Origin of the sequence: Arcicella sp. LKC2W (assembly GCF_034931005.1) — a bacterium.
GTDB lineage: Bacteria > Bacteroidota > Bacteroidia > Cytophagales > Spirosomataceae > Arcicella.
This window is the reverse complement of the sequence record NZ_JAYGIN010000005.1, coordinates 1-18,113: the sequence shown is the minus strand read 5'-3', so window position 1 is coordinate 18,113 and position 18,113 is coordinate 1. Positions and strand designations below refer to the sequence as shown.

13 protein-coding genes are annotated in these 18,113 nt (G+C 34.6%); 7 read left to right on the top strand and 6 right to left on the bottom strand.

The features are described 5' to 3' along the window. Positions 1–260: 260 nt before the first annotated feature. Genes VB796_RS05255 through VB796_RS05245 form a run of 3 tightly spaced genes read right to left on the bottom strand, consistent with a single transcriptional unit; the run spans position 261 to position 4,522 of the window. Complete coding sequence (locus VB796_RS05255) at positions 261–1,157, bottom strand: N-acetylmuramoyl-L-alanine amidase-like domain-containing protein (protein ID WP_323345467.1); 897 nt, start codon at positions 1,155–1,157, stop codon at positions 261–263. Further along, a complete protein-coding gene (locus VB796_RS05250; RefSeq protein ID WP_323345466.1) occupies positions 1,150–2,484 on the bottom strand; it encodes an MFS transporter in 1,335 nt (444 codons plus the stop codon). The genes VB796_RS05255 and VB796_RS05250 overlap by 8 nt, the downstream gene beginning before the upstream one ends. A gap of 31 nt (positions 2,485–2,515) precedes the next feature. After that, positions 2,516–4,522, bottom strand: a complete 2,007-nt coding sequence (locus VB796_RS05245; RefSeq protein ID WP_323345465.1) for an alpha-amylase family glycosyl hydrolase — start codon at positions 4,520–4,522, stop codon at positions 2,516–2,518. A gap of 238 nt (positions 4,523–4,760) precedes the next feature. Between VB796_RS05245 and VB796_RS05240 the strand changes: the two genes are divergently transcribed. The 3 genes from VB796_RS05240 to VB796_RS05230 all read left to right on the top strand — a co-directional run bounded on the left by VB796_RS05240 (position 4,761) and on the right by VB796_RS05230 (position 9,852). Further along, a complete protein-coding gene (locus VB796_RS05240; RefSeq protein WP_323345464.1) occupies positions 4,761–6,674 on the top strand; it encodes an alpha-amylase family glycosyl hydrolase in 1,914 nt (637 codons plus the stop codon). A 4-nt stretch (positions 6,675–6,678) separates the two neighbouring features. Further along, entirely contained in the window at positions 6,679–7,323 is a 645-nt protein-coding gene (gene pgmB / locus VB796_RS05235) for a beta-phosphoglucomutase (RefSeq protein WP_323345463.1), read from the top strand. Positions 7,324–7,524: 201 nt separating this feature from the next. Beyond that, entirely contained in the window at positions 7,525–9,852 is a 2,328-nt protein-coding gene (locus VB796_RS05230; protein ID WP_323345462.1) for a glycoside hydrolase family 65 protein, read from the top strand. Between the two features lie 239 nt (positions 9,853–10,091). On the opposite strand, the gene VB796_RS05225 is transcribed toward VB796_RS05230, so the two are convergent. Together VB796_RS05225 and VB796_RS05220 are read right to left on the bottom strand one after the other, a co-directional pair. Beyond that, entirely contained in the window at positions 10,092–11,102 is a 1,011-nt protein-coding gene (locus VB796_RS05225; protein ID WP_323345461.1) for a fatty acid desaturase, read from the bottom strand. A gap of 481 nt (positions 11,103–11,583) precedes the next feature. Beyond that, positions 11,584–12,939, bottom strand: coding sequence for an aldehyde dehydrogenase family protein (locus tag VB796_RS05220; protein WP_323345460.1), 1,356 nt, complete (start codon positions 12,937–12,939; stop codon positions 11,584–11,586). A gap of 611 nt (positions 12,940–13,550) precedes the next feature. Between VB796_RS05220 and VB796_RS05215 the strand changes: the two genes are divergently transcribed. Together VB796_RS05215 and mog are read left to right on the top strand one after the other, a co-directional pair. Continuing rightward, positions 13,551–14,129, top strand: a complete 579-nt coding sequence (locus VB796_RS05215) for a TetR/AcrR family transcriptional regulator (RefSeq protein ID WP_323345459.1) — start codon at positions 13,551–13,553, stop codon at positions 14,127–14,129. A 303-nt stretch (positions 14,130–14,432) separates the two neighbouring features. Further along, positions 14,433–14,960: a molybdopterin adenylyltransferase gene (gene mog, locus VB796_RS05210; RefSeq protein WP_323345458.1), complete on the top strand. Its 528-nt coding sequence runs from the start codon at positions 14,433–14,435 to the stop codon at positions 14,958–14,960. A gap of 112 nt (positions 14,961–15,072) precedes the next feature. On the opposite strand, the gene VB796_RS05205 is transcribed toward mog, so the two are convergent. Beyond that, positions 15,073–16,071, bottom strand: a complete 999-nt coding sequence (locus VB796_RS05205; RefSeq protein WP_323345457.1) for a helix-turn-helix transcriptional regulator — start codon at positions 16,069–16,071, stop codon at positions 15,073–15,075. Positions 16,072–16,270: 199 nt separating this feature from the next. Between VB796_RS05205 and VB796_RS05200 the strand changes: the two genes are divergently transcribed. Both VB796_RS05200 and VB796_RS05195 read left to right on the top strand, forming a co-directional pair. Further along, positions 16,271–17,692, top strand: coding sequence for an aldehyde dehydrogenase family protein (locus VB796_RS05200; RefSeq protein WP_323345456.1), 1,422 nt, complete (start codon positions 16,271–16,273; stop codon positions 17,690–17,692). 41 nt (positions 17,693–17,733) lie between these two features. Then, on the top strand, positions 17,734–17,862 hold the full coding sequence (locus tag VB796_RS05195) for a hypothetical protein (protein ID WP_323345455.1): 129 nt from the start codon (positions 17,734–17,736) through the stop codon (positions 17,860–17,862). Positions 17,863–18,113: the final 251 nt, after the last annotated feature.

The window sequence follows — 18,113 nt, the reverse complement described above, 5'->3', positions numbered from 1 at the left end:
TCATACCAACCGTTTTTTTGAAATATTTACCGATGATAAAAATATAAACTACTCTAAAACAATTACTTACAAAAATCGGCTTCAATCAAGCCAAATTCACAAATCCCCATATTTCCCCATTTTGCCTTAATATGAGAATCGATAAATAACATCGACACCTTAAGCATCTCAAAACCAGAAACTTAGTATTATATAAAAGTGGGATACGAAAGAAATGGAATAAATAATGGGGATTTTTGGGGAATAATAACACCAATAAACTACTTCAATCTTGCCACCATAATGCCAGTTTGGGTTTTATTTTTTGCCATATATTCAACTAAGGGTTTATCAGTTACCATTACTCTTTTAAAATCTGAAGAAGCATGGAGCAGATAAACCCTTTTGTCCTGCAACCGAATAGCAAAACCTTCGTGAGCAATATCTAAACCGTCAATATTGGTAGTAATGCCGATAATATCACCATTCAAAAACTGATTTTCAATCTTTTTAATTTGAGTTTTGGGAATATAAGTAAAATTTTGACCGTTAATTTTCTCCTCCACTTTTTGTATTTTTTCTTGAAGTGATGTATTTGTGGCAAACGGATATTTATGCCAATGGGTACTCATAAAATTGATATTTTTCTTCCAAGTAATCCCTCCCATTTTGGGTGTTACGTCTTCCAATAAACCGTCTTGCGAGTGTGTATAAAGCCAATCTGAGAAATAATGAATCCGTGATTCATACCCTTTTATTGAACCTTTATTATAATAGCGAAGTCTTTTTAAATAGTATTTGAATTTATCAAAAGAAATTTCATTTTTTCGATACGTCAACCCCATCGCAATACAACTTTCAACAAAGGTTGAACAGTCAAATTCACGAAGATTTACGATTAGTTTCTCGTTTGTATTAACATCCAAAGTATGAGCCTTATACCGACGGTTCAGAAAACTTTTAGCAATGTTTAACGTAAAGTCATCTAAAGCAGCACCATTAGCATTGCTAATTTTTTTATTGTAGATTTCTTCATCATTCAAATCTTGAAAATTGTATGTTCTTGAACTAATGCAGAAGCACAGAAAAACACCTAACACGGTGAAATAAAAAGCCTTGCGAGTCGAGAACTGACTTGCAAGGCTTTTTGAAATTGAAATAAAATATTTTTTAGACATGAATTGTTCTTTGTTCTTTTACAAACATAACGGAAAAAGCTCCGATAACCATAAAAATTCCTGCGAAAACCAGTGCATAAATGGTATTTGAGCCATAAATATACTTCACTATTAAGCCACCAAAAACCCCATTGATGATTTGTGGGAAAGTAATAAAGAAGTTAAAAATCCCCATATATACTCCCATTTTCTTTAACGGAATTGCACCCGCTAAAAGTGCATAAGGCATCGCTAAAATACTTGCCCAAGCCATTCCCACACCAATCATACAGTAAGGTAATATCTCTGGGTTTTGGACAAAGTAAATAGAAATTAAACCTAATCCTCCACAAGCTAATGAAAGAGCGTGCGTCAGTTTTTTACCAATTTTAGCGGCAATCGTTGGTAACATCAAGGCATAAATGGCAGAAACACCATTATAAATACTAAAAATATAACCTACTTGATTTCCTGCATCTTGATACGCTTTTGAAGAATGGTCGTCAATCGCAGTTCCATAAATGTGATGAGCAATGGCTGGTGTTGAATAAACCCACATCGAAAAAAGGGCAATCCATGAACAGAACTGTACAACACCCAATTGTTTCATGGCAACTGGCATCGCCGAAAAATCCTTAAAAATATCTGAAAGCGAATGTGTCTCAGAATCCTCTTCAAACCCCATTGCTCTACGTTCTTCGGGCGAATATTCTTTCGTAGTTAAGACCGTCCATAAAATGGTCAGCACAAAAATTAAGGCTCCTGCATAAAAACTATATATCACATTATTAGGAACTTGCCCTTCTGCTGCGGTTGAATCAACACCCCATTCTGCTAAATATTTCGGCAAAGCAGAACCTACTACTGCTCCAATACCAATCAAAAATGTTTGAACCGAAAAGCCTAAAGTATTTTGTTTTTCAGAAAGATTATCTGCTACTAATGCTCTAAATGGCTCCATTGCCACATTAAACGAAGCATCCATCAACATCAGAATACCTGCCCCAACAAAAACCGCAGGTAAAACGCCTGCCAAAATGGAAGAATTAGGCATGAAAATTAGTGCGATACTTGCTAATAATGCTCCAATTAGAAAAAATGGTTTTCTACGACCAAATCGTCCCCAAGTATTATCCGAGTAATGACCAATGATAGGTTGTACAATCATACCTGTCAGGGGTGCGGCTAACCAAAAGTAAGATAGATGTTCTACGTCGGCACCAAATGTTTGAAGAATTCGGGAGGCATTTCCATTTTGCAAAGCAAAACCGAATTGAATTCCCAAGAATCCCATGCTCATGTTTAGTATTTGTCCTAAACTTAATTGTGGTTTTTTTATAGTGTTCATAAATATGGTTAATGGATTGACTTGAAAATTACTATTTTTTCTCTAAAATCTCATAAATAACCACAGAATTCGGAGATATTTTTAGTGAAATAGCTTTTTCAGGGTCAGCCGTTAGCTGAGTTTTTTGGTTAAATTTACCCTTCAAAATTTTGGGAGTCTTCATATCAAAACCCATAGCATTCCAAGCACCTTCTGGAATATTTAGGTTAATATTTTGCTCTTGAGTATGATTGAAATTACATACAAATAATAGTTTTTGTTTGCCTGTGTGTCTTACATAACTATACACTTTTTTACGGTCATATCCTTCGCCTTGAACATACTGTAAATCATAAAATTCACCGTTTTTGACCGCATCAGAACCATTCACAAACTTCAATAAATCACCATAAAATTCTCTCAGATATTTTTGGTTTGACGATAATTGTCCGCCGTCAAATTTTCCATTATTCATCCAAGCTTGATGAGCTTTTACACCCCAAAAATCAAACATGGTCGTTCTATCATCTGCCTGATTAAAGCCTTCTTGGTCGTCGGCACTCTCTCCTACTTCTTGACCAAAATATATCATCAATGGGCCAGTATGCAAAGTAGCCGTTACCACCATCGCAGGAATTACCGCAAAAGGGTCACCTTTGGCAAATGCAGGCGTATTGATACGAACTTCATCATGATTTTCTAAAAACCGAAGCATATTTTGAGAAATATCATTCGATTCATTCTGCCACACACGAGTAATATCTTCAACCGTTGCTTCTGGTTTTTGCTCAACCAAACGTCTCAAAGCATCGTACAAACCTACTTTATCGTATAAATAATCAAAACCTCCAACTTTAATATAGTTGTGATATTCTCTCGGATTATAGATTTCAGCAATAAAAATAGTATTTGGATAATCCTTTTTAACTTCCGTAGTGGCGTATTTCCAAAATTCAACAGGAACCATCTCAGCCATATCACAACGGAAACCATCAACGCCTTTGGCTGCCCAATATTTCAGCACACCGACCATTTTTATCCACGTGGTTGGAATGGGCGTAAAATTTGTTTTACGACCATTTAAAATGTCCACGCCATAATTCAATTTAGCCGTTTCAAACCAATCATCAATAGTTGGTTTTTGAGAAAAAACATCATTCCCAGACACTTTAGCGGGTCTTTCGATATACGGGGCATCAACTTTCACAGGTGAAACTACACCTTGTGGAATCTGAAATTGTGTATTCGGTAAATAATAAAAGTTGTTGTACGGTGCAAACGATTTGGTTCTGTCATCATCCTCCCCGAAATCTTTAATATTTACAGGTTTCATATCTGAATGATAAACTCTTGCCAAATGGTTCGGCACACAATCCATCACCATTTTCAAACCATTTTTATGAACTCTTTCCAACATTGCCTCAAACTCGTCCATTCGTTTCTTTGGATTTGTGGCAAAAAATGGATTCACATCATAATAATCTTTAATGGCAAATGGCGAACCACAACGACCTTTTACCACATCGGGATGGTCTTTTGGAATACCTAATGTTGTTAAATCTTCCATCGTTGCGTGTTCGATTAAGCCTGTCATGTATAAATGCGAATAGCCAAACTCTTTTAATTTTTTGAGTGCTAAATCATTGACATCTTTAAATTTTGTTACGCCATTTTCCTCAGCCGAACCATTCATTTTGTTGGTCGTGTTTTTATTCCCCCACAAATGAAACATCATTTGATAAACGATTAACTTATCATTCTTGATTTGCGTTACTTTGTTCACGGAAGATTTAGAGCTTTTGGAAACGGAAGTATCCTTTTCTGTTGATTTTTTTAGAGTGGTTTTAGTCATGGAAAGCTTAGGATTTGTTTTTTTTGATGAATCAATGCTTGATTTTAATGATTTTTTAGGGGGCGATGAAACATTTACACTTGTTTTTGTTGACTGAGTTGTGCTTGTTTTTTGAGTTGATTTTGAGTTTGTCGTTTGAGCAAAAACTATTGCGGGAGCAATCAAAATCACAAAAAGCACCATTGGGAGCAGGTATTTGTGAATCATTATAAGAGTTTTTTGGGGTTAATTAGGGTTACCTTCCTCCTGTACATAAAATTTATCTTCAAAAGTAAGCATCATTTTTCTATGATAAAATAATGGTTATGCTTTATTTTGAAGTTAGGAATTAGTATTTAGTATTTATGCTTTAGCAAAACCTGTACAATTGAGGTCTTTTCTAATCGCAAATACCCCTATGCTAAGCCCTAATTAATATCCATTAACCATCCATTTTTATAAATCAATGAAAAAAAATCTTCTCTTTTGGATAATTGTCTTATCAATTTTCCATTCATTTTCACCATTTGGACAAACCCCATCTGTCCAAAGAATCAACCCAACGAATTGGTATGTTGGCATGAAAAACCCCAAACTTCAATTATTGGTTTACGGCAAAAATATTGGAGACTGCGAGGTAAAAATCAATTATCAAGGTGTTTCGTTGGATAAAGTAAACAAAGTTGAAAACCCCAATTATTTGTTTTTAGACTTAACCATTGCTCCCGACACGAAAGCTGGACAAATGGATATTGAATTATCTAAAACGATTAAAATTCAGAAGGGTAAAAAGAAATTCATTGACCAAATCGTTAAAATCACACAGCCTTTTCAACTGCAAAACAGAACGAAAAAACCTCAAGTAGTTGATTCAAAAGACTTTATTTATCTCATTCTTCCAGACCGTTTCTCGAATGGCGACCCGTCAAATGATAAATTTGCGGATATGGCAGATACACAAGCCGACCGCACAAATCCATACTTACGACACGGGGGCGACCTTTTAGGAATCCAAAATCACTTAGATTATTTCACAGAATTAGGCGTTACCGCCCTTTGGTTGAATCCTGTAATTGAAAATGACCAACCGCAAACCAAAGAAGGCGATGCTATGCGTTCAGCTTATCATGGTTATGGTTTTACAGACCAATATAATGTTGACCGACGTTTGGGCGGAAATGAAGCCTACAAAAAACTAATTGATGCAGCTCATACAAAAGGCTTAAAAATCATTCAAGATGCCGTTTATAATCATGTAGGCATTAATCATTGGATTTTGAAGGATTTACCGATGAAAAATTGGTTAAATCAATGGGATACTTACACGAATACCTCGTACCGAGATGAACCCGTTGTAGATATTACGCACGGAAACAAATCAGATTTTAACGTGATGCAAAACGGTTGGTTTGTGCCTTTTTTACCAGATTTAAACCAAAAAAATGAATTTGTCGCTAATTATTTACTACAACACGCACTTTGGACGGTTGAAAATTTTGGGATTGATGGTTGGAGAGTTGATACATACCAGTACAATGATTTGCCATTTATGAATCGGGTAAATGATGCCCTCGAAGCTGAATATCCTAAAATGTTAATTACAGGTGAAAATTCGGTGCAAAGTATGTATTCACAAGCGTATTACGTAAAAAACAATATTAATACGCCTTTCAAAAGCAATTTGCCTTCTCCCAACGACTTTGTACTTGCCAGTGCGATTAATGATGCTTTGAAAGAAGATTTTAATTGGGGAAAGGGTTTCAATCGTCTTTACTCAACTTTAGCGGCTGATGCACTTTATCAAGATGCAAATCTGAATATGACCTTTGTTGATAATCACGACCAAGACCGCTATTTCTCAGTGATTGGTGAAGATTTGAATAAATATAAATTAGGGCTTGGTTTTTTATTGACCACTCGTGGCATTCCGCATTTGTATTATGGAACTGAAAATTTGACTAAAAACTTCAAAAACCCTTCTGATGCAGAAGTCCGTAAAGATTTTGAAGGCGGTTGGGCTGACGATAAAGTAAATAAATTCTTGGCTTCTGGAAGAACTGAAAAAGAAAACGAAGCCTTTGAATTTGTGAAGAAAATTGCCAATTATCGTAAAAACAGCGAAGCAATCACAACGGGAAAATTAACCCAATATTTACCACAAGACGGTATTTATGTATATTTTAGACATACTACTGACAAAACGGTCATGGTAATTATGAGTCAGAGTAAAGAAGAAAAAACACTTGATACGAAACGATTTGCAGAAAATATCGGAGGCTTTTCTTCCGCAAAAAATATTATGACAGATGCTACTATTTCAGATTTAAAATCTCTGAAAATTCCAGCCATGTCATTTACTTTACTTGAACTTCAAAAATAAAATAATGAGAAATACAAAAGCGTGTCTTTTTGACTTGGACGGTGTTATTGTTGATACCGCAGTTTATCACTTCCAAGCATGGAGACGATTGGCAAATGAGTTAGGTTTTGACTTTACAGAACACCAAAATGAACAATTGAAAGGCATTTCAAGAATGGAATCCTTAGAATTAATCCTCGGTTGGGGCAATGTTACACTTTCAGAAGAGGAAAAAGTAGCATGGGCAACTCGCAAAAATGCTTGGTACTTAGACTTAGTAAAACAAATGACTCCCGATGAAGTGCTAAAAGGTGTTCCTGAGTTTTTGACCAGTTTAAGAGCCAACAACATTAAAATTGCTTTGGGTTCAGCAAGTAAAAACTCAAAATTGATTCTTGAAAGAATTAATATGTTAGATTATTTCGATGCTATCATCGACGGCAATAATATCACCAAAGGAAAACCAGACCCACAAGTATTTTTAATGGGTGCAGAAGCAACTAACTGTAAACCAGAAGAATGTGTAGTTTTTGAAGATGCCGTCGCAGGTGTACAAGCAGGAAAAGCAGGAGGCATGAAAGTGATTGGCGTTGGTTCAGCAGATATTCTTAACGAAGCAGATTTTGTGATTGCAGGTTTTGAAGAAATGACCATCGACCGATTGTTTTAAAATCAGCTATCTAAAAATAATACAAAAAACACCTTAGCACAGCAAAATATCTTATGGTAATTTAATTTAATTTCGCAGAAAATGAAAAACTACAAATAAGAAATAGAACTTTTCCAATATTTTCGTGCGAAATATGGATTATTCTTATTGTTAATCTAAGAGTTTTGTTTACTTTGCCATTAACCATTTTAAGATAATACAATGAAAAACTATCTAAAACACGATGAATGGTGCATCATCGAAGAAGGTTTCCATAGAGAATTCAACGAAATTACCGAGTCAGTTTGTTCGTTAGGCAACGGACGAATGGGACAGCGTGGTAATTTTGAAGAGACTTTCACAGGAAAAACTTTACAAGGAAACTATGTAGCAGGCGTTTATTATCCAGATAAAACTCGTGTAGGCTGGTGGAAAAACGGATACCCTGAATATTTTGCAAAAGTTTTAAATGCAGCCAACTGGATTGGAATAAAAGTAGAAATAGAAGATGAAATTTTAGATTTGAATAATTGCGAAGTAAATGACTTTACTCGGGTTTTAAACATGAAAGACGGCTATTTAGAGCGTTCTTTCACGGCTATTTTAGCTTCTGGAAAACAAGTAAGAGTCAATTCAAAACGCATTAATTCAATTGTTGACGATGAATCGGGAGCAATTCGATATTCAATTACTCCATTAAATTTTGACGGCAAAATTGTTTTAACGCCTTTTATCGACGGAGACATTAAAAACAAAGATGCCAATTACGATGAAAAATTTTGGGAGGAAATTCAAAAAGAAACTGCTTTTGCAGAAGGCTATATTGAGTTAGCAACTAAAAAAACTGGGTTTCATGTATTGACAGGTCAGCGTTTTGAGATTTTTCAAAATGGAAAATCAGTTGATTTTCAAGGATTTCCAATCAAAGCAGAAAAATTTGTGGCGAGTCAAGTTACGTTAAACGTTACTGCCAATGAAGAAACGGTTTTGGTAAAATATGCTTGTAATTTATCTTCTGAAAATCATAATGTTGAAGATTTATTGTCGAAATCTAAAGCGTATTTAAAGAGAATCGCTGCAAAAGGTTTTGACAAAATGGTAGCCGAACAAGCTGAAAAATGGGCTTCTAAATGGGAAATGAACGACATCGTGATTGAGGGCGACGTAGCTGCTCAACAAGGTATTCGTTTCAATATTTTCCAAATGAACCAAACCTACACAGGTGAAGATGCACGTTTGAATATTGGTCCAAAAGGATTTACGGGTGAAAAATACGGTGGTTCAACTTATTGGGACACCGAAGCCTATTGCATTCCTTTCTATTTGGCAACTGCCGACCAACAAGTATCTCGTAATTTATTGGTTTACAGATGGAAACAATTAGGAAAAGCGATTGAAAATGCTCAAAAATTAGGTTTCAAAGACGGTGCGGCTTTATACCCAATGGTTACCATGAACGGTGAGGAATGTCACAACGAATGGGAAATCACTTTTGAGGAAATTCACCGAAACGGAGCAATTGCTTATGCAATTTATGATTACGTAAATTACACGGGCGATAAGAAATATTTAGGAGAATACGGTTTTGAGGTGCTTTTGGGTATTGCCAGATTCTGGGCTCAGCGTGTTAACTGGTCGGAAGCGAAGAAACAGTACGTAATGTTAGGCGTAACTGGACCAAACGAATACGAAAACAACGTAAACAATAATTTCTACACCAACTACTTTGCCGTTTGGTGTTTGAAATATGTTATTGAGGCAACGGAATACATCAAATCAACGGATGAAGCTCGTTTTAACGAATTAGTTTCAATCACAAATTTTGATGAAACGAATGAATTCGGAAAATTCCAACATATTATTGACAATATGTATTTCCCTCAAAGCGAAGAATTAGGCGTTTATTTACAACAAGATGGATTCTTGGACAAAGAACTTATCCAAGTAAAAGATTTGCCTGCTTCTGAAAGACCAATTAACCAAAAATGGTCGTGGGATAGAATTTTGCGTTCATGTTTTATCAAACAAGCTGACGTTTTACAAGGAATGTATTTCTTTGAAGATGATTTCGATTTGGCGACTATCAAGCGTAATTATGATTTCTACGAACCAATGACCGTTCATGAATCATCTTTAAGTCCTTGCGTTCACTCAATTTTAGCGGCAAAATTAGGCGATAAAGCTCGTTCTTATGAATTCTATAATCGTGCGGCACGTTTGGATTTGGACGATTATAACAACGATACAGAAGACGGTTGTCATATCACCTCAATGGCAGGAACTTGGATGTCGCTTGTAAAAGGATTCGGCGGAATGCGAGTTAGAGACGGAAAAGCATACTTCTCTCCTTTCGTTCCAGAAAATTGGGCTTCGTTCTCATTTAAAGTACGTTTTGGTGGAAATTTATTGAATATCAAAACAACGTCTGACGAAGTAATTATTGAAAATTTAGCAGGTGGCGACACAAGTATTTTCTTATACGGAGAAGAACAGTTATTGACTGAAAAATCAACAATTACAGTTGAACAAAAAGATGCAGTAGCGGTGTAGATTAACGGTAAGGTAGGGATGAATAGCATTCGTCCGTTGTTTTGGAAATAGAACAATACTACCCCAAAATCGTTTCAAAATTTAGATAATTTCAGTTTCAACGCTGACAGGGTTTTGAACCCTGCCAGCGTTAGGCGAATAAATTCCTTAAATAAAAAGTATTGGAATATCATTCGTCCTTACTAAATAAAACTAAAAAAGCCCCAAATTGGGGCTTTTTTAGTTTTAGGCATCAAGAATTATACTTTTTCTCCTTGAGCTAACTGAATATCTGGAATTGAAGTATCGTCCAAACTAACACGTCCTCTTTCTTTTCTTACAATTCGTGAATATAAACCAACTTCTTGGCTAAATAAGAAAGTGAAAAGCAATTTTACAAAAGAAGTATGATACAATAGATTATCATAAAACTCAGGTGCTGCGGCTTTCAATTTTGGCAAATTATTCCAAGGCACAGAAGGCATATCGTGGTGTTCATTGTGAAAACCAACATTCATATTAATACTGTTCAAACCACCATAGTAGCTGTAAGTTTCTTGTTTCTTATCTAACACTAAATAATGCTCTTGAATCCATCTTGCTCCAAGTGGGTGTAAACCAACTGAAAACATAAAACTTGCTCCCATGTAACCCAATGCTGACCATCCCCAGAAATAAACTATAACGGCATCGAAAGCGATTTGAGCCACGATATTCATAATAACCCATTTGTCAAAAATGGCTAATTCTAAACAACGTAGAGTACGAACTGCTTGAAATACAGGGAAAAATAATAACCAAAGAGCCTTACCAATAAAATAATTGTTAATCAATTTTGCTTCCCATTGGTCTGGAAGGTCAGCGTCTAATTCATGAACTCCTTGAAAAGCATGGTGCTTTAAGTGAAAGTTTTTGAAAGAAATTGCCGTTGGTGCTAACGAAGGGAAATTAGCTACAATTCCTGCATAGATATTCCAAGATGGCTTTTTGAAAATTAAGTTATGGGCTGCTTCGTGAATACAAATGAATAACGTATGAACTGGAAAAGCTCCAATAAACCATGCTGCAGCTAAGATAATATACCAAGCTTGGTCTTTCACTAAATACGCCATAACAAGTTGGATTGCTACACAAGCAAGAATCCAAACCATAGTCATAGGGTTTTTAGTGATAAGTTTTTTTACTTCTGGGTGAGCTTTTAAAATTTCTCTTGTACGAATACGGTGTGGTTCTACACCTTCAACGTAGGTAAAGTCTTGTTGATATGCCATTGACAATTTGGTTAAATGTTTATGAATAAGGATTTAATGGTCATCTTAAAAAAATCCCACAAATATACATCGAACAGAGCGTTTTATCAATTTGTTTAACAAATAATACAATTTTTGAAAATGATTTGACTATTTATTAACTGGTCATTATTGTTAATTAAATGGTTGCTAACTAATGCCTTGAACTTCAGAATTTTGTAATCAACAAAACGCACTATTATTTACAAAGTTAAGGGATAAAAAGATTTGTCAAAGTTGATTATTGTTAGCTTTAGCCTTGATAAAAATCATCTATCAAAATGAAGATAAATAATCGGAATTATCTACTATTTGTCGCAAGACAAAATTAGACCACGGATAGAACAGATAAAACAGATTTACACTGATTTTTCTTTAAATTTATCCGTGTAAATCCGTTGAATCAGTACAATCTGTGGGCTAATTTTATTCTGCAACAAATTGTAGATAGTTCCGTTAATAATTAATACCACCAGCTACTTTTTTCAGATTGATTATTGATGAGTAATGTTTTTTTCTTCAAAAATTTATTGAATCTTATCGCATTTATTTCAGGTAATAAAGATTTCAACGTTACATCATTAATTGAAATCGTTTTGACATTTATTTTCTCTGCCATTTGCAAGGCTTCCGCTTCAGTTCCTGCAAAAATCGCAGCACTTCCCTTAAAGTCAATATTGTTCAATTCTGCGATTTCATCCAAATTAAAAAAAGTAATGACAGGCAGTAAAGGAGCTAAATTTTCTTCTTGCAGAAGCTTCATAGACGGCGAAATATTAATTAGTACGGTTGGACGGCAATAATACCCTCCTCCTAATTCCTCACATTCTCTACCGCCAGCTTTAATGATTGCTCCTTTGTGAATGGCATCTGCCAATAGGTCATTAATTATCTCAACTTGTTTTTCTGAAATAACAGGGCCGATTTGTCCAGTTTCAAGATGAGGATAGGTAAATTCTAATAAATTTGCCTTCCCGACCAACCTTGAAAGAAATTGATGATAAATATTTCTATGCACATAAATACTTTCAATAGAATTACAAGATTGCCCTCCGTTAAAAGCACTACCCCATAATATGGCTGAAGTTGCTCTTTCTATTTCAGCAGTTTCTGAAACAATAGCGATATTCTTACCAAAAAGTTCTAAGTCAACAGGTGTTAAAGACTCATTCGCCACTCGTAAAATATCTTTTACAGAGTCATTTGCACCTGTAAAACAAATTTTATCGCATAATTTAGTTAATTCAAATACCGTTTCAGCACCACCGTTTACAACCGACAATACACTTGCAATTTGTGGTAATTCGGCAAATGAATTTAGTAAAACTTCTGCAAATCGTGGGGTTAAATCTGACGGTTTAACCATTACGACACAACCTGCCAATAAAGCTGGAATTGCGTCGAGAATTGCATAAAATAAAGGAAAAGTAGCTGGAGCAACAATTCCAATTACCGAATAAGGAACAAATTGAGACTGTTTATCAAGCGAAATAATCGAAGATTTTTCTTTTACAGACTCTACAAAAAAACCTTGTGCTAAATTACACCATTCATCAATTGAATTTAGAAAAAAATCAACCTCCATTGAAGTCTCCAATTTTCTACCAGTATCAACAATTAATGCTTCAGAAAGGAGGTCTTTTTGTATTTCAAGAGTTTCCTTCCAAGCTTTTAAGGCATCTATTCGGAATTTTAAACTTTGTTCTTTCCACTCATTTTGAGCTTCTCTCAAAGCGTTAATTTTATTTTTTAATTCGTCATTACTAAGTGGAAAAATTTCATAGTCGAACTCACCAGTTCGTGGATTTCTTACATTCATCTACTAATTATTTTAGATATACATTTGATGTCAGCGACACCCTTCATTTCAATTTTTAATATAAAAGCATTCTGGAAAATCTCCCAAACACCAAAAAAGGCTAAAACCTATAAAGCAATTTTAATTCATTAAACTCAGAGGCTTCAGCTAAGACGATTCACAATAATAAGAATCAAGTTTAAAATAAAAAATATATCGAAAGTCTAATAATACCGATTAATTTCCTTGTTTTGGCATTCCATTTGTCTAATAAAAAAGTAAAGAGCAAAGAAAGTAATAATGGCAAGGTTTTAAGATTTACGATTAACAAGAATACGTGGTTAAAACTAAAAACACAAAGTCAACGTATCAAAACTAAATTCATTACCGCAACACAGATAAAAAGTATAATTGGAACAATCTAAGCAATTTTGTTTTGACAATTCTTCTAAAGTTTATAACCGTTTCAGATACTAATATCATTATTTCTACACTTAAAGTCAAATAATTTCAATTATCAAAGTATATATTTTATAATTGCTGAAAAATTATAAGAATTGATTACTTTAGTCCACAAATTTAGAAATTCCACTGTATAATACTTCAAAAGTTTCATTTTGAGTGCAAAACCAATGAAAAACGTTAAAGATTTCGATAAAAAAGATGCAATATTCAAAGCTATGTTAGAGCTTATCTCGAAACATGGCTTTCATAGTTCTCCAATGTCAGAAGTAGCAAAACAAGCGGACGTGGCGGCGGGTACAATTTATCATTATTTTAAAAGTAAAGATGAATTAATTTGTGCCTTATACATAAAATTGAAACAAAAACATATCGAAAGTCTTTTCAAAAGTGACGATGCCACCAAACCATTTAAAGACAGATTTAGAGGTTTTTACTTACAAATGATCAATGAGGCAATCAAAAACCCAAAAGAGTTTTACTTTTTAGAACAATTTGCGAATTCTCCATTTTTATCAACTATCCCAAAAGCTGAATTATCACAATTGGATATGCCTATTTACGATTTTTTACGTAAAGCGGTTTTCACACAAGTATTGAGAGATATTCCTCCAAAAATTTTAGTAGCTTTTGTCATTGGAAGTGCCACTTCAATTATCAAACTTCAATTGTCAGGAGAATTTCAAATGACATCTTCAGACTTAGAATTGGCATTTTTTACCTGTTGGGACGGAATTAAAAAGGCTTAGGCACAAAATAGGTTTACTTTTCGGGAGTAAACCTATTTTTTTTAGGTTAGCAATGCTACTTTTTAGATTTATTAAAAATCTTAAACGCAAAATATAAGCCTACTAACAAAAGTATAAAAAAGCCAAGCGAAAATAATTTCTCAGCTCCTGCTGGCAATTGTGACTGTAATATAATCATCTACGAATTGTTTATGGTGTCTTTTAAACAAAATAAAGCATCTGGTGTAGAAGAACAAAATAAAAGAATGTATTTTTGAAATTGTGTCGTAAAATTTGACCTTTTATCTATTAATAAAACATAAAATGATTATTAAAATTGGTGTGATTAATGTTTCTGACCGTGCAAGTGCGGGTATTTATGAAGACATTCCAGGAAAAGCAGTTGTTGAAACCTTAAAAGAATATTTGATTTCTGAATTTGAAACTGTCTATAAAGTCATTCCTGACGAACAAGACCTGATTTCGGAGACTTTAAAAGAAATGGCGGATGTTGATAAATGTTGCTTAATCGTAACTACTGGAGGGACAGGTCCAGCAAAAAGAGATGTAACACCTGAAGCAACTGAGGCAATTTGCGAGAAAATGATGCCAGGTTTTGGGGAATTAATGCGTCAAGAAAGTTTAAAATACGTGCCTACCGCAATTTTATCAAGACAAACGGCGGGTATTAGAGGAAATTCTTTAATCATAAATTTACCTGGTAAACCCAAAGCGATTCGACAGTGTTTGGATGCCGTATTTCCTGCCGTTCCGTACTGTATTGACCTGATTGAAGGACCTTATTTGGTCTGTAATCAAGAAATTATCAAAGAATTTAGACCGAAGAGTTAGGTATGGTATGAGGTATGAGGTATGAGGTATGAGGTATGAGGTATGAGGTATGAGGTATGAGGTATTTTTTCCATCAACTACTACCTCATAACTCATAACTACTACCTCATACCTATCTTAGTCTATCCAATTCAATACTTAAATCGTCAACCAAACTCTTTACCCTTTCTAATGAAATGTGAGGTTCGGGTAATTGTTGACTGATGAAGGAATTTACCTCCCAAATTTCGACAACATCCTTCGTTGAAATTTCAAAACTTGAAATATTTGAATTATCAGAACTCAATAATAAAGCTCCTTTTATTTTTACTTGGTTATAAACACGACGATAAATCACCCCTTGCTGAGTTGTTACCAAAATATAAAATTTCCCATCTTGAATATCTGACCAATCCGAAATTCCACTACCAATTACAATTGAATTTTGCATCGGAAAATCGTTTCCCATCTCAAATGCTCTATTTTTATCCGATGTAATAAATGGTAAAGATAAAGTAGGTAATGAACGCAAATAATCAGATTTTTGACAATTTGCTAAATATTCTTTTACCACTCCACTTTTAATGTAAGGAATTGGTTTTGAGGTATTTTTTTGTGTCGGCTCAACCTCTGTTTTAGTAGAATTACTAACTGTATGTAAATGATTATCAACAAATTGCTGAAAAGATGTTTCATTATCTGCTAAATAACTTCGTTGCTGAATTGGGCGTTGAGGAGCAATTTGAACATCAGCCTTTTCTTGAAAAAACTCCTCCACAATCTTAGCAACAGGTTGTGGTTCGGGGGTATTAGCAAATGGTCGTTCAATAGGAGTTGGCTCAGGTTGCAAACGACTTTGCTGCACAACCTGCGGCATAATACCTGTTGTACTTTGAGCCAAACTAATCCCTGGAGTTTCTCTAATTTTACGGATGTCCGTTTTGATAAGTGAGTCAACAGAAGTACCGAATACTTGAGCGATTGTCTTTAAATTTTCTAAATTAGGATTGGCACGAGCTTCCTCATAAGCACCTAATAATGAACGTTTTATTCCGATTCTTCTGGCGAATTGTTCTTGCGTCAAACCATTTAACCGACGGAGGTATTTGATATTGTTGCTGACGATGGACATAGGTAGTTTGTTTAATCTAAGAAGAATTTGGCGGTATGGCGACTTTACAAAAACTACTTAGTAAGAATTTCTTTTACTAAAAAAATACGTTTAAATACTAATCATATTGTAAAATAACCATAAAATATTGAAAAAGCCAATTTTGGACTTTTTTTTCGTATTTTTATAATTAATCAAATACAAGCTTCAATCTCAATTTATGAATACTGAAATCATCAACACGGAAATCGAAAAAGACATTATTCATGTTTTTAAAGCACAAAAATCCAATACTCAAAATATTGCAAATACCGATGTACAAATTCGGAAAGGGAAACTTCGTAAAATATTGGCGTGGACGATAGCCCATGAGGTAGAAATTGGAAAAGCATTGTTTGATGATTTTAAGAAAAACCCCTCTGAAACAAATTTAGGGGAAATTCTTGGGGTAGTAGGTGAAATCAAACATTTACTAAAACACTTGAAATCTTGGATGAAACCGCAATATGTATCAACTCCTATTAGTATGATTGGCACGTCGGCTCACGTCAGATTTGAACCCAAAGGCGTTTGTTTAATTATTTCTCCTTGGAACTACCCTTTCAATCTTTCTATAAAACCATTAGTACAAGCCATTGCCGCAGGAAATACCGTTATTCTGAAACCTTCAGAATTGACTCCAAATACTTCTACTTTGCTAAAAAAAATGATTTCTGAATTATTTGAAGAAAATGAAGTAGCGGTTTTTGAAGGAGATGCAAACGTTTCTCAAATATTACTAAATCAGCCTTTTAATCATATTTTCTTTACGGGAAGTCCCGCCATTGGGAAAATCGTGATGTCGGCAGCAGCCAAAAATCTAACTTCTGTAACGTTGGAATTAGGAGGAAAATCTCCTTGCATAGTTGACAAAACTGCCAATATTCAAAAAGTAGCGGAAAAAATTGCGTGGGGAAAATTCATCAATAATGGGCAAACGTGTATCGCTCCCGACTATGTTTTGGTTCATAAAAGTGTAGAAAATGAATTAACTGAAGCTCTAAAATCTGCCATCGTAGCCATGTATGGAACAAATGCAAAAGAATCAGCAGATTATTGTAGAATTGTAAATAATCGACATTTTAACCGTTTAAATGGATTATTGCAGGAAGCCATTGAAAATGGTGCAAAAGTTGAAATTGGCGGTCAAACCGATAGCTTTGAAAATTATATTGCTCCTACTCTACTTTCTGAAGTTGAAGATTCAATGAAAATTATGGAAGAGGAAATTTTTGGTCCAATTCTACCAATTGTCAGTTTTAGTACAAACGAAGAAGCTATCGCACACATCAAAAGTCGTGAAAAACCGTTGGCGATGTATATCAATTCAAGCAAAGAAAGCAATATAAAGTTTTTCATGGATAATACCTCCGCAGGTGGAACGGTCATCAATGATTGTGTAATTCATTATGGACATACAGAAATTCCATTTGGAGGTGTTAATAATTCTGGAATTGGAAAATCAGGTGGTATTTGGGGTTTTACCGAGTTTTCAAATCAACGTGGCGTTATGCGTCAAAAATTTGGGACTTTCAAAATGATTTATCCGCCCTACACGCCATTTGTAGCTAAATTGATTAAGTTTTTTATAAAATACATTTAGTACCCTGCGGAATGAGTTTTCAGATAAATTTTATCCTTAAAATGTTTGACAGAGAACTTCCCGAAACAATATCCATTGCGGGTTATAACTTTAGAGAAATTGCCAAAGAAAACTTATTAAACAGTGTATTCAGTAGTGTTTCTATCCAAAGCGATGTTTCTTCAAAATGAGGAAATATCGCTTTTTTATGTAAAAACTAAACGGAACTGTATACTTATTAATGCAAGTCCTAAAAACCTCACCCCCAGCCCCTCTCCGATGGAGAGGGGAGCATTCTTCCGCTTTTTTCTCCCCTCTCCATCGGAGCAGGGCTGTTAAGTTCTAATGATATTGAAAAGTTCTTTGACATTTGCACGAAATAAAATTTGGCTATTGGTAATCGAGCTACCGTTAATTTTTCTGTGAATATTGATGGCTATCG